Annotated in this window: 13 protein-coding genes; all 13 read left to right on the forward strand. The window is 62.2% G+C overall.

What is annotated here, in order from left to right; all coding sequences use genetic code 11:
- Positions 1-1,188 carry a DUF1972 domain-containing protein gene (locus tag AC07PV_RS11770; RefSeq protein ID WP_494630320.1) on the forward strand — a complete coding sequence of 396 codons (1,188 nt, stop codon included), beginning with the start codon at positions 1-3 and terminating at the stop codon, positions 1,186-1,188.
- Positions 1,146-2,198: a glycosyltransferase family 2 protein gene (locus AC07PV_RS11775; RefSeq protein WP_494630321.1), complete on the forward strand. Its 1,053-nt coding sequence runs from the start codon at positions 1,146-1,148 to the stop codon at positions 2,196-2,198. Before AC07PV_RS11770 ends, AC07PV_RS11775 begins: the two co-directional genes overlap by 43 nt.
- A gap of 72 nt (positions 2,199-2,270) precedes the next feature.
- Positions 2,271-3,989 (forward strand): GspE/PulE family protein, encoded by a 1,719-nt coding sequence (locus AC07PV_RS11780; protein WP_218340511.1) that lies wholly within the window; start codon positions 2,271-2,273, stop codon positions 3,987-3,989.
- Positions 3,982-5,190, forward strand: a complete 1,209-nt coding sequence (locus tag AC07PV_RS11785; protein ID WP_218293185.1) for a type II secretion system F family protein — start codon at positions 3,982-3,984, stop codon at positions 5,188-5,190. The genes AC07PV_RS11780 and AC07PV_RS11785 overlap by 8 nt, the downstream gene beginning before the upstream one ends.
- 24 nt (positions 5,191-5,214) lie before the next feature.
- Positions 5,215-5,658, forward strand: coding sequence for a type II secretion system major pseudopilin GspG (gene gspG / locus AC07PV_RS11790; RefSeq protein ID WP_255591270.1), 444 nt, complete (start codon positions 5,215-5,217; stop codon positions 5,656-5,658).
- A gap of 42 nt (positions 5,659-5,700) precedes the next feature.
- Positions 5,701-6,198, forward strand: a complete 498-nt coding sequence (locus AC07PV_RS11795) for a GspH/FimT family pseudopilin (protein WP_255591269.1) — start codon at positions 5,701-5,703, stop codon at positions 6,196-6,198.
- A complete protein-coding gene (locus tag AC07PV_RS11800; RefSeq protein ID WP_494630323.1) occupies positions 6,195-6,647 on the forward strand; it encodes a prepilin-type N-terminal cleavage/methylation domain-containing protein in 453 nt (150 codons plus the stop codon). Before AC07PV_RS11795 ends, AC07PV_RS11800 begins: the two co-directional genes overlap by 4 nt.
- Positions 6,644-7,258, forward strand: coding sequence for a prepilin-type N-terminal cleavage/methylation domain-containing protein (locus AC07PV_RS11805; protein ID WP_218340509.1), 615 nt, complete (start codon positions 6,644-6,646; stop codon positions 7,256-7,258). The genes AC07PV_RS11800 and AC07PV_RS11805 overlap by 4 nt, the downstream gene beginning before the upstream one ends.
- The gene (locus tag AC07PV_RS11810) at positions 7,258-8,172 is read left to right on the forward strand and encodes a type II secretion system minor pseudopilin (protein WP_494630324.1); all 915 of its coding nucleotides are present in this window, start codon (positions 7,258-7,260) and stop codon (positions 8,170-8,172) included. The genes AC07PV_RS11805 and AC07PV_RS11810 overlap by 1 nt, the downstream gene beginning before the upstream one ends.
- The gene (locus AC07PV_RS11815; protein ID WP_218293189.1) at positions 8,169-9,170 is read left to right on the forward strand and encodes a PilN domain-containing protein; all 1,002 of its coding nucleotides are present in this window, start codon (positions 8,169-8,171) and stop codon (positions 9,168-9,170) included. The genes AC07PV_RS11810 and AC07PV_RS11815 overlap by 4 nt, the downstream gene beginning before the upstream one ends.
- Entirely contained in the window at positions 9,167-9,721 is a 555-nt protein-coding gene (locus AC07PV_RS11820; RefSeq protein WP_218293190.1) for a GspMb/PilO family protein, read from the forward strand. The genes AC07PV_RS11815 and AC07PV_RS11820 overlap by 4 nt, the downstream gene beginning before the upstream one ends.
- Entirely contained in the window at positions 9,718-10,221 is a 504-nt protein-coding gene (locus tag AC07PV_RS11825) for a hypothetical protein (RefSeq protein ID WP_255591266.1), read from the forward strand. Before AC07PV_RS11820 ends, AC07PV_RS11825 begins: the two co-directional genes overlap by 4 nt.
- A gap of 206 nt (positions 10,222-10,427) precedes the next feature.
- On the forward strand, positions 10,428-12,677 hold the full coding sequence (gene gspD, locus AC07PV_RS11830; RefSeq protein WP_370628417.1) for a type II secretion system secretin GspD: 2,250 nt from the start codon (positions 10,428-10,430) through the stop codon (positions 12,675-12,677).
- The last annotated feature ends 17 nt before the right edge of the window (positions 12,678-12,694 follow it).

Raw genomic sequence — 12,694 nt, forward strand, 5'->3', positions numbered from 1 at the left:
TTGGCACCGACGCAGGTGCTTGCGACCGGCGCCCGCACAAATCCGGCCGCGCTGCGGATCGCCATCCTCGGAGCCCGGGGCATTCCGGCGAGTTATGGGGGGTTCGAGACATTCGCCGAACAGCTCGCTACCCGCCTGGTGGCGCGGGGCCATGAGGTCACCGTGTATGCGGAAACCGGCGAGTCGTCGGTGCAGGACACTTTCTACCAGGGTGTTCGCGTGCGGCACAAGCGCCGTCCGCGGTGGGGGGCGGCATCGGTCCTGGCCTACGATTGTGCTTGCCTCTGGGATGCCTGCCGTGGCTACGACCTTGTCTACATGCTGGGCTATGGCGCTGCATGGGCCTGCTGGTGGCCCCGGGTGTTCGGTGTCCCGGTCTGGATCAACGTGGATGGGCTCGAATGGGCCCGCAGCAAATGGGGCCGGGGCGCGCGCCTGTATTTGCGTTGCATGGAATGGGTAACCACCAAGGCCGCGACGCGCCTCATCGCCGACGCCGAGGCCATTGCGCAGCGGTTCCGCCAGACCTATCCCCGGGGGGCGCCGTCGAGCTTCATCGCCTACGGCGCGGAACTGGTCGAGGGGCGGCAGGTGGACCCTGCCGTGCTTTCCCTCTGGGGCCTGCAAGCCCATCGGTACATGCTGGTGGTGGCGCGGCCCGAGCCAGAGAACCATATCCTCGAGATCATCCAGGGCCATGTGATGCACGGCGGAGACTGGCCACTCGTCATCGTGGGGGATGTCTCGGGTGCCACGGCCTACCAGCGGCAGTTGCAGCAGCACGCGAGTGAGCGCGTGCGGTTCATCGGGGGCATCTACGACGGCGGGCAGCTGGCGAGCCTGCGCGTGCATGCCGCCTGCTACCTGCATGGCCATTCGGTGGGGGGGACGAACCCTTCGCTTCTGGAGGCCCTGGCCTGTGGAAACTGGGTGATCGCGCACGACAACCCGTTCAACCGCGAGGTTGCGCGCGATGCGGCCGACTATTTTGCGACCCCCGAGCAGCTCGCGCGCAGTCTGGATCTGGTGGTGCGCGAGTCGGACGCCCTGCGGCCCCGGCGCGCCCAGCGCGCGCGGGGCATTGTGGCGGAGCACTACACCTGGGATGGCATCACGGATGCCTATGAGGCGCTGATGGATTCGGAATGCCGCCCTCGCAGCGCGGCGGCAGGCACGAGGGCGCCGTGATCTCCCACGCGGATGGGCCCATTTCCTTGCCCGCTGGATCCGGCGGGGCTGCCAGCACGGCGCTGCCGCTGGTGGATGTGCTGCTGGCAACCTACAACGGGGCCAAGTACCTCGAAGGCCAGCTCGACTCGATCTGGGCCCAGACCCACAGGAACTTCCGGCTCCTGGTCAGCGACGATGGCTCCTCGGATGCGACGCTGGCGATCCTGGCGCGCTACAAGGAGCGCTTTGGCGAGCGGCTTGTGGTGCTGCCCCATTCGTCGCGTGGCCATGGGGTTGTCCGCAATTTCGAGAATCTCATGGCAGCCAGCCTGCATGACGGGCTGGCGGAATGGGCCGTGTTCTCGGACCAGGACGATGTCTGGCTGCCCCGGAAAATAGAGGTTTCGTTGCAGGAGATGATGCGGATGGAGGAGGAAGGAGGGCGTGGCCTGCCCTGCCTGGTCCATGGCGATCTGACCGTGGTCGACGAGAGCCTGAATGTGATCTCCGATTCGTTCGCCGCGTACCAGAGGATGGATCCCCGGCAATGTTCCCCGCTCTCCCTGCTCAGCGTGAACGAGGTGACGGGATGCACGATGATGGTGAACCGCACCCTGCTGCAGATGGCCTTGCCCATGCCGCCCCATGCCATCATGCATGACTGGTGGTGTGCGCTGGTGAGCGGGAGTGGCCGTCGGAGCTTCCTTCGCACCCCGCAGATCCTGTACCGCCAGCATGGCGCCAATCAACTGGGCGCCAAGGACCGCAGCCTGGGGACGCGCTTGCTGCGCTTTTTCACCAACGGCCGCGGGGTCGTCAGGCGCGTCAGGTCGCTGGGAGAGGGCACCTATCTGCAGGCCCGGGCGCTGCAGCAGCGGTTGCGAGCCCTGGGGCTGGACGAGGGCTACGTGTCAAAATACCTGGCGTGGAGGGACGGGCCGCTTGTGGCGAGGATTGTGGGATATCGCCAATATTATGTGGGTCCCGAGCTGGATCGATTAAGCCGCTGTTTGTTGTGGTTCAAGTGATTCGCCCCTGCGGGTGATGCAAATCATGCCTGGGTATTTTGGTTGTTGAAAGAATGTTCAAAGGCGTCGGTAATGAAGCTCTCGGCTGAAGTAGGTGAAGTGGAAAGCGTTGATGTCGCTGCGCCCAGGCTCGGGGAGATGCTCCTTGCGGACCAGAAATTGTCGCGCAACGACCTGGAGAGGGCGCTGGAGGTCCAGCGCTCCATGGGCGGACGCCTGGGCCGCCTGCTCATCAGCCTGGGACTGGTTTCCGAGGTCGACGTGTACGCCGCACTATCCAGGCAGATTGACCTGCCTCTGGTGCGCCAGGACGCCTTCCCCAAGGAAAAGCCCGCCACGTCGCGGCTCAATACCAGCTTCTTGCTGGCCAACAACCTGCTTCCCCTGGGCAATGCGGAGGATGCGGACTCCATGCCGGAGTTTGCATCGGTGGACCCCCGGAGCGCTGCATTGCGCGATGCATTGCGCCTGGTGTTCGGGGATGTGCCGAAGATATTCTTCGGCCTCGAAACCGAAATATCCAGCCAGCTCAACGAGTGGTACGTCCAGGACCCCGAACAGAACGAAGAAACCGGGGGCGACCAGTTCGAGGCCTCCGAATTCATCGAGCACCTGCGGGACATGGCCTCGGAGGCCCCCATCATCCAGCGGGTGAGCCACATCCTTTCACAGGCGGTGGCAGCCCAGGCCTCGGACATCCATATCGAAACCTACGAAGAAAAATCGGTGGTCCGCATTCGGGTGGACGGCGAGCTGTATCCCATCGACGAGATCGACAACAAGGATGCCCCCGCGGTCGTGTCCCGCATCAAGATCCTCTCGCAACTGGACATTGCGGAACGCCGGATGCCCCAGGATGGCCGCACCAAGCTGCGCGTGCATGGAAAGGAAATGGACTCGCGCGTGTCCACCATCCCCACCATGTTCGGCGAATCCGTCGTCATGCGGTTGCTGGAAAAAAACTTCGACCTGCTTTCACTGGAAAGCCTGCATTTCACGCCGCCCACGCTGAAAACCATGCGCCAGCTTCTGAGCGTGCCGCATGGCATCTTTCTGGTGACAGGGCCCACGGGGTCGGGTAAATCCACTACGCTGTATGCCTCGATGCAGGAGCTGGAGGGCGAAAACCTCAAGATCCTGACGGTGGAAGACCCGGTGGAGTACCGGTTGCAGTGGCTCAACCAGGTGCAGGTGCAGCCCCAGATCGGACTGACCTTTGCCAAGGTGCTGCGCTCTTTCCTGCGCCAGGACCCGGACGTCATCATGATCGGCGAAATGCGCGATGGCGAAACCGCCGAAATCGCCGTGCAGGCCGCGCTGACGGGTCACCTGGTCATGTCCACGCTGCACACCAACAGTGCGCTCGGCGCCATCGTCCGCCTGATCAACATGGGGGTGGAGCCCTATCTGATCACGGCATCCGTGGTCGGCGTGCTGGCGCAACGCCTGGTGCGCAAGCTGTGCGAGGAGTGCAAGACCCCGCTTTTGCCGGACCAGGCGCAGGCCGCGGCGGCATCCCTGGGGGTGCCTTTGCAAGAGGGGCAGGTCATTTACAAATCCGTGGGTTGTGCCGCCTGCCGGGGCACGGGCTATCGGGGGCGGATCGCCGTCCATGAACTGCTGGTCCTCACGGAAGACGTCAAGAAGGTGGTCCTTGAAAGGGGCTCCAAGCTCAGCAGCGAAGACGGCGCCTATGCCGGGGGGAACTTGTTGCAGGATGGCGCCACCAAGGTCTTCAAGGGTCTGACAACGGCAGAAGAAGTCCTGCGCGTCGCTCGTCAAAATGATTGAATTTCAATACGATGGCATCACGTCCGACGGCAAGGCCTGCCAGGGGACCGTCCGCGCGCTGAATCTGGAAAGTGCGCGGCTGCGGCTTATCGGGCAGGGCGTGACACCGGTGCGCATCGCGGATGGATCGGGGGCGGTCTCCCAGGATGAGCCGCAAGGTCGGGGCGCAAAGCTCAAGCGCAGCGAAATACTGCTGTTCAGCCGTGAGATGGCACATCTCAAGCAGGCCAACATGCCGCTCGACAAGGCGCTGGTCATGCTCAAGGAGACGGCGAACACGGAGCGGCTGAAAGCATTCATTGCCAAGGTGGAGGAGGGGGTGCGGGGCGGGAAATCGCTGTACCAGTCTCTGCTGCCTTTCGAGCGGGACCTGGGGCGCCAGTATCTGGTCCTGATACGGGCTGGGGAAACCTCTGGTTCGCTGCATGTGGTCCTGAAGGAACTCACGGTCCAGCTCGAGGCCGAGGACAAGCTGCGCAACTACGTCATTTCTTCCATGACGTACCCGGTCATCTTGCTGGTGGTCGCTGTCTTGTCCGTCGTTCTCCTGCTGGCGTTCGTGGTTCCCCAGTTCCGGGAAATCTTCGACTCCATGGGCGACAAGCTGCCCTATTCGACCCGGCTGGTGGTCGACCTCAGCGATCTGATCCGCTCCCACTGGATGGCGATCCTGTTAGGCTTGGCGGTTGCGCTGTTCCTGGGCTCGCGATGGAGCGCAACGCCCACGGGGCGGTTGCGTCTCGACAGCGTGCTGCTGGACCTTCCCCTGTTCGGCAAGGTGCTGCGGAACCTGCAGTTCGCCATCTATTTCCGGACCTTCGGCATTTTGCTGCAGCGGGGCGTTCCGATGGTGGATGCCTTGCGCATTGCAGTGGATACGTTGACCAATACCGCGCTGCGCAAGGATATCGAGCCGCTGGTCGGTATCGTGAAAACCGGCAAGCGGCTTTCCACGGGTTTTTCGTCTCCGTACTTTGCAAAATCCAGCACTCCGCAGCTCATTCGCGTGGCAGAGGAAACCGGCCAACTGGATATTACGCTGCTGGGCTTGGCGGATCGCTACGAGGATGAGGGCCGCCGGACCATGGGGCGTGTCTTGGCGGCCATGGAGCCTTTGATAATTATTATTCTCGGGGCCTTGGTTGCATTCATCATTATTGCAATCCTGGGTGGTGTCTTGTCGATTAACGACACAATTTGATTTTGATTGTTTAAGAGATTTGATATGAATGTAAAGAATTCTGGCAGCAACGGAATGGCGCGGGCGAAGCGTTCGTCGGGCTTCACACTGATCGAATTGCTGGTGGTGCTGGTGATCCTCACGCTGCTTGCAGGGCTGGTGGGCCCGAAGGTGCTGGATCAGCTTGGCGGCGCCAAGTCCAAGACCGCCCGTATTCAGATTTCTGAAATCGAACAAAGCCTGGATCTCTTCAAACTGGATGTGGGCCGTTACCCCAACGACGCCGAGGGGCTGCGCGCCCTGGCGGACCGGCCCGCGACAGCGCCGGGCTGGAATGGGCCGTACCTGAAGAAGGGCCTGCCCTCTGACCCATGGGGTGCCGCCTATCTTTACAAGAACCCGGGCCGCAACGGGGGGCCGGACGTGTTTTCCCTGGGGGCCGATGCCAAGCAGGGCGGGGATGGCGAAAACTCGGACGTTTTTAACTGAGCCGCGTCCCCGTTTGCAGCACCGTTTGGTGGTTTCTTTCGCATGAGCCCTCTCTTGATGGCGCCATTGCGCCGCGTCCAGGGCTTCACTTTGCTGGAGATGCTGGTCGTGCTGGTACTGGCCGCCATTACCGTGTCGGTGGTCGGAGCCGGGGGGCAGGCGTACATGGAGCGGTCTCGCTACAGCCAGGTGGTGCGGGACGTCTCCAGCCAGCTCAACAAGGCGCGCGCACTCAGTGTCCAGGAGGGCCGGCCGGTGACCGTGACCTACCAGCCGGAAATCCGCAGGCTTGTAGTGGACGGACGGTTGACCCTGGACGTGCCTGGACCATTGCTGGTTCAGTGGGAAGCCATCGAACGCAATCCCAAGTCCACCAAGGCTGCAGCAGGCGCAGCGGGAGAGCCGATTTTTGTATTCAGTGCAGACGGTGGTGCTCGAGGCGGGCGGTTGGCGGTCCTGCGCGGCGGGCAAGGTGTCACTTTTCGCGTGAACTGGTTGCTCGGAACGGTGGAGCAAGCCACGACCGTGGCCCCGTCATGACGGTGAAGCGCTGCCTGCCCCCTTTTCTGAACCCGTTTTTTCAGCAATGCAGGCGAAAGCCTCGACTGCAGCGGGGGTTCAGCCTGCTGGAGGCGCTGGTTGCCATGGCCATCGCTTCCATTGCACTGGCAAGCCTCTATCGAAGCGTGGGGCAAAGCTCCAAGAATGTCATGGATGTGGAGGCTCGCGTGGAGGCCTCTTTGGTGGCCAAGTCAGCGCTGGCCGCCGGGGTTTATGCCGAAGATCTGATCAAGCAGGATTCCGGGCAGTCGGGCGTGTGGCGCTGGCGCATCCAGGTGGTGCCCGAGCAGGTTCCCATGATGGACGAAAGCGGTCGTCCTGCGCCAGGAGGGCCCGTGCGCGCGGCGAGGGTCACGGTGGAGGTCAGCAGAGATGGGGTGACCGCGGTGACGTGGACCACCTGGAAACCATACAGGTCTGCGTCATGAGCCAGGCCTTTCGCAAAACCTCTCGCGGGTTCACCTTGCTGGAGCTGCTGATCGCCCTGGCCGTCACGGCAGCCGTGGTGGCGCTGATGTTTGCGGGTGTCGGCGTGATAGGCCGCTCCGAGGAGCGCAACCAGCGGGTGATCGACCGGTCCGAGCGGATGATGGTGGTCAGCCAGTGGCTGGGGCGCAAGTTTGACACCCTGCGTTTGCTGATGCAGCGTACGAGCGAAAACAAGGTTGTGACATTTTTCAGCGGCAATGCGGCGGGTGCCATTTGGGTAGCCCCTTTGCCGGAGCGTGGCGATGCGGGAGGGCTGTATGTGTTCCGCACAACACCGTTGCGCCATGAGAATGGTCGTGTCGATCTGTCTGTCGAGGCTATCCCCTATGACGGGGCTCTGATGGCGTTGGATTGGAGTCGTGCCTTGCGAGAGACGCTTTTGCCGGACGTTCGAACACTCCAGTGGTACTACCAGGATGGTCAGACGGGGGAGTGGACGCAACAGTGGGACTCCACCAAAGCACAGTATCCTGCGCGGGTCAAGGTTGAGCTTGCCGATGCGCAGGGGGACTGGCCCGTGCTGATTTTCCCTTTGACGAGGGCAAGATGATGGCCCGCAGTAAACGCCGTAGCAAAGGCGCAGCATTGATTCTGGTGCTGTGGCTGGTGGCTTCCCTGTCATTGGTTGTGATGGCGAGTGCCCGGGGTGTTCGTCAGCAGACACAACGCGCGGCTCTGGATCTGGAGCGCATGCGTTCGGAGACCGTGCTGGATGCGGTCATCCAGCTGGCGGTGCAGCGGGTCATGTCGGAGAAGACTGCGGACAGTGGATACCGCATTCAGCGTTTGTCCCTGGGGGGCAATGAAGTTTGGGTGGAGATCACGCCCTCCGGCGGGCTGGTGGATGTGAATGTCGCAAGTGAAGCCTTGATGCAGGCCTTGTTCCAACGGGCGGGCGGCCTGACATCCGGCGAAGCCGCTATCCTGGCTTCGCGCGTGCGGGATTTCATCGATCCTGACGATACGCCTGGCGGTGTGGGGGGGGCCGAGTTGGCTCAGTACCGTGCGGCGGGCTGGCCCGCCAAGCCCCGCAATGCGGCCCTGGATGACCTCTCTGAGTTGAGATCGGTGCTGGGAATGACGTCGGAGCTCTATGAGATAATCGCGCCCCACTTGGGTATCAATGGGCAGCAACGCATCGAAACCGGTTCGGCTCCTCCAGCACTGATCGACGCCCTTTCGGGGCAGCCAGGCTTGGGGGCTCGCATCCACAACTCCTCTCCAGAAATGCGGGCTGCGGCGCTCCAAACAGGAGCCGCAGCCGACTTTTTCTCGCCTACCCGGACAGGCGGTGGACAAACAGTGCGTGTCAAGGCGTTTGTGCGGACTGAGGGTGATCGATGGTGGCAGCGTGAGGCATGGGTTGATCTCAGCGAGCGTCCAGGCAACTTGACGCCCTGGACAATGCTATCGCTGGAGCCGACACGCCGCTTTAACAAGCCAGAACAGGAATTCAAGCCATGACAGGTTGGGGGCAACTATCTCTTCGTGCGCAAAAGGTGCTGGACCGAATGGCCTGGGGTTTTGGTGATCTGAAACGAGTCCTGGTGGAGCATGGGGCTTGGCCCTCGATCGCGAATCCCGCCGTGGCTTCCGATGGCGGACGCTGGTCCATTTCGGGAACGCGTCTGCGCAAGCGCACCAACAACCGCAAGGCGGCCAGCCTGCTGGTGCCAGAAGCTGACTGCCTATGGGGCACGGTGCAGTTGCCGGACATGCCCCAGCGCTCCCTGGCCGGGGGGGTGGAGGAAGCCCTTTGGCGGGTTTCACCCATGCCTCCAGAGCAAATCGTGGCTGCCTGGCGTGCTGAGCCGAAGGCCCAGGGCGGATGGGTGGTCGAGTGGGGTATGTGCCGGCGCAGCTCCCTGGAGCAGCAACTGGCGCAGCACGGATTTGCGGGGAATGCACCGGTGTACATGGTCCGCCAAGGGCGCGCTCTCCCTGTCCATGGTGCGGCATGGCAAAAGCAGAGCAGCCGCCAGCACTGGATAGATGGAGCCGCCGCAGCATTTTTGTTGCTGTTGCTGGTCGCTTTGTCGCTGCCCGCATTGATGCCACTCGTACTAAAACGGCAGGCGGTGGTCCGCGCTGTGCAGCATGTCGGCATGCTTGAGCCCAAGGCGGCTCCTCTGCGCCAGAAGATGGATGAACTGCGCAGTCAGGCTGGAATGGCGGAAGAGTTGCGCAAGAGCATCGCCATCGACATGCCTCTGGCCAGCGTGATTGACGGGCTCTCATCTGCGATCCCGGCCGACACCTGGCTCGATCGTCTCGAAGTCAATGGATCCGAGATAAAGATCACTGGCCTGACTGCCAATGCCACCGAACTCATTGGGCACCTCGGACGGCAACCGGGATTTGCCGATGTGCGGGCAACTGCTGCGAACGTGCGCGATGGCGCGTTGAACAAGGAGCGCTTCACGATCGAATTGCGCTGGCGAGGTGAAGGGGCAAAGCCATGAAGATGAATGTTTGGCGGCGTCATTCGATCGTTTTGCTGCTAGTGCTGTGCATTGGTGCGCTGGCATGTGCTGCATTGGTCTATAGAGCACTCTGGGTACGCTACGAAGGTGCGCTGCATCAGTTGGAGCCTCGCAGCGAGCGGCTGGAGGGCGTGGTCAACGCGGGCTCTGAAATCGAGACGCTGCTCAGCTCCGCGAGCAATACCGTTGCCCCTTTGCTTCACCCCGCTGGTGAGGCTGCGCAGAACGATATCCAGCAGAAGATCCGCCAGTTGATCATGGCCTCTGGGAGTACGCTGGTTTCCTCCCAGGTTGCGTTGGAGCCAGGGGGGGAGGGCAAGCTGGCGCGCATCCGCCTGACGGCCACCGTCAGTGGCGAATGGGCCAAACTTGTGAATTTCATGGAAAGCTTGCAAACGCAACGTGCGCCGTTCTGGGTGCGCACTGCCAACATCATGCGCGAGGGGGGGAGCTCCGGGCCCGGTCCCCAGACTGCCCGTCTGACGCTGCAATTGGAGGCTCCCTTGGCACCAGAAAAGGTCAAGCCATGATCAAACCTTGGCATCTTGGCCCGGTACTGGCGGTTGCCGCATTGGCGGCCAGTGCTTACTGGTGGCATAACGAAAAAGATCGATGGAGTCCACCGCCGCCGCGCAAGCCTGACCTCCCCAAGGTCGAACCCATGCCCGAGCCAATAAGCGTCCGCGCTAAGCAGGCCGTAGAGCGTCCATTGTTCTGGACGTCTCGGCGCCCGGTGGTTGTGGATGAAAAGAAGACCAGCTTGGTTACGGAATTGACGCAGTCACGCCTTACGGCCGTACTGGAATCCGGCCTGCAGCGTGTAGCTATCCTTCAGCGTGCGGATGGCACCACACTCAAGATTACCGGGGAAACAAAACCGTGGCGGATAGAGTCATTTGACGGCCGCAACGCGGTGTTTCTATCTGCGGACGATCAACGCGTAGAACGCCCGCTGGAAGCAGGAAGCGCTGCGGCGCCCAAAGCCGGTCCTATTGGCGATCGCCTGCGCAGGCCCACCATAAATCAGTAAGCCACTGCGGCATACCCCCATATTGGAGCTATATCTCTATGAACATTCGGCCATCCATCCTTTTGCTGGCGTTGCTGGCTGCGGGTTGCGCCAGCACACAGGGCGGGCCTGCCGCGGCTCCTTCGCCCGAGCAAACGGTGGCGGCATCATCCGATGTTGCTGCAAGCCCGTCGCCTAAGGCGGCTGCGCCTGTGCCAATTGCCCCTGTGGCACCCAATACTGCGGAGGCTGCGAAGGGGGCCAAGGTCCCGGAGCAAAAGAGTGCGCCTTCCAGCACCCGCCTTTTTCCTGGAAATGACCAGTTCTTCAAGCGTGACGTTGCGCCGCAAGTAGACCCCGTCCTCGCCAAAGGAGACAAGGTCGCACTCAACTTCGAGAATGTCACGGTCAGCAATCTGGCGGTGGCGTTGCTGGGTGACTTGCTCAAGCTCAACTACACCATTGACGCCGGCGGCGAAACGGTGGTGAGCCTGCATACCCGCCAGCCGCTGCTGCGCAGCCAAGTCCTGGACGTGCTGGACGCTGTGCTCCTTCCCCATGACCTGGCGATCGTCCGCGACAACGCAGGCGTTTACCACGTTACCAAGCGCACCGTCACCTTGGGAGCTCGCCCGGTAGTGGGCGCGTCGCGTTTCAAGGATTTGTCGGGGGCCGGGACCGTCATCGTTCCGTTGAACCACATCGCTGCGGCCGAAATGGCCAAGATACTGGCGCCCATCGCACCGCGCGAAGCCATCGTCTACGTGGATGCCATGCGCAACCTGCTGGTGCTGCAAGGAAGCAAGGCCCAGTTGGGTGGCTGGCTGGAGATGGTCGAAGCCTTTGACGTGGATTTCCTTTCCGGAATGTCGCTGGGAGTGTTCGTGCTGGAGAATGCCAACGTCAACGTAGTGCGTGATGCGCTGCAGGCGATGTTGGGTGCGGACAGCGGCACCGGTGCGGCGCCACCAGGAGGCGCGGCACCAGCACCAGCGGGAGTGGGTGGATTGCCAAATGCGGGTGGCGGAGCGAGCGCTGGAGGTGGCGGAGCATCCGCGCAGGTGGCCACTCCCTTGGGCGGGCTCATTCGGGTGTTCCCGGTTGAACGTCTCAATGCCCTGGTCGTGGTCACTCCGCGAAGCCACCTGCTGGCCCAGGTGGAAACCTGGATTCGGCGCCTGGATCGCCCGACCGATACGTTGGAGGCCAGTCTGTTTGTCTATCCGGTGCAAAACGGCTCGGCTTTGCAACTGGCTGAAATGCTCAATGGCCTGTTCGGTGGGGGGCAATCCGGGCAAGGCAGATCCGGCGGTGTGGCATCGGGCTCTGCTCCCACGCAGTTTTCCCAGGGCGCGGGTCTGGGTGGGGGGGGATTTGGTGCTGGCTCCGGTCTTTCAAGCAGCAGTTCCAGCCCCTTTGGCAACACGGGCAGCACGGGCGGCATGGGCAGCGGTTCCCTGGGGGGAGCCCTCGGTGCCGGCGGGAATAGAACAACATCTCCCAACAACACATCGCTCACTTCGACCAGCCAGTTGGATGGCAATGTGCGGGTTGTAGCTGACGAAAAACGCAATGCCCTCCTGATCCGCGCCCCACGAACCGAGTACCGCCGCATTGAGCAGGCGTTGCGGGAGCTTGACAAGGCGCCGATGCAAGTGCTGATTGAGGCCAGCATCGTGGAAGTGAGCCTAACGGGAAATCTGGAATACGGCGTTGAGTGGTATCTGCAGAATGGCCTCAGTGGCGGCCGTGAAGGGCAGGCGTCGCTGAACATGAACACGAGCGGGGGCATAGGGCCAAAGCAACCGGGTTTTTCGTACAGCATCGTGAACTTGAGCAAGGCCAATCTGGTGCGCGCCACGCTTAACGCACTCGCCGAAAAGTCGCAGGTGCGCTTGCTGTCCAGCCCCTCGGTGCTGGTACTGAATAACCACAACGCCACCATCCAAGTGGGCCAGCAGCAGCCTATCAAGAGTTCTACCGCGGTCACGACAGGCAATTTGGTGACCGAATCCATCACCTACAAGGACACGGGGGTGATGCTTTCAGTGACGCCTTCTGTCAATGCGGGGGGATTGATCAGCATGGATATCTCCCAGCAGGTCACAGACGTTGGTGAGCAAGACATCGCGACGACTCAACGGGTGTTCCAGACCCGCCAGATTCAGACGCGCGTTGCCGTGCGTTCGGGTGAGCCTATCGTGCTGGGTGGGCTTATTCGTGAAAACGACAGCGGAAGTCGCAGCGGTATTCCAGGCCTGGCGGATATCCCGGTGTTGGGCTCATTGTTCTCCACCACGTCCAACAAGCGCAATCGCACCGAATTGCTGGTGCTGATGACGCCGCGTGCCCTGGAGGATGACGACCAATTGCGTTCGGCCAGCGCTGAGATGCGCGAGCGCATGCGTTCGCTGTCCTTGCAGGCACAGCCTTTCAATATCCGCCCTGCGGACGTGCCGCTTCAGCCCTGGCGCTGAGTCGCCGGACGGGTGCT

The organism is Acidovorax sp. GW821-FHT09A11, assembly GCF_059418365.1.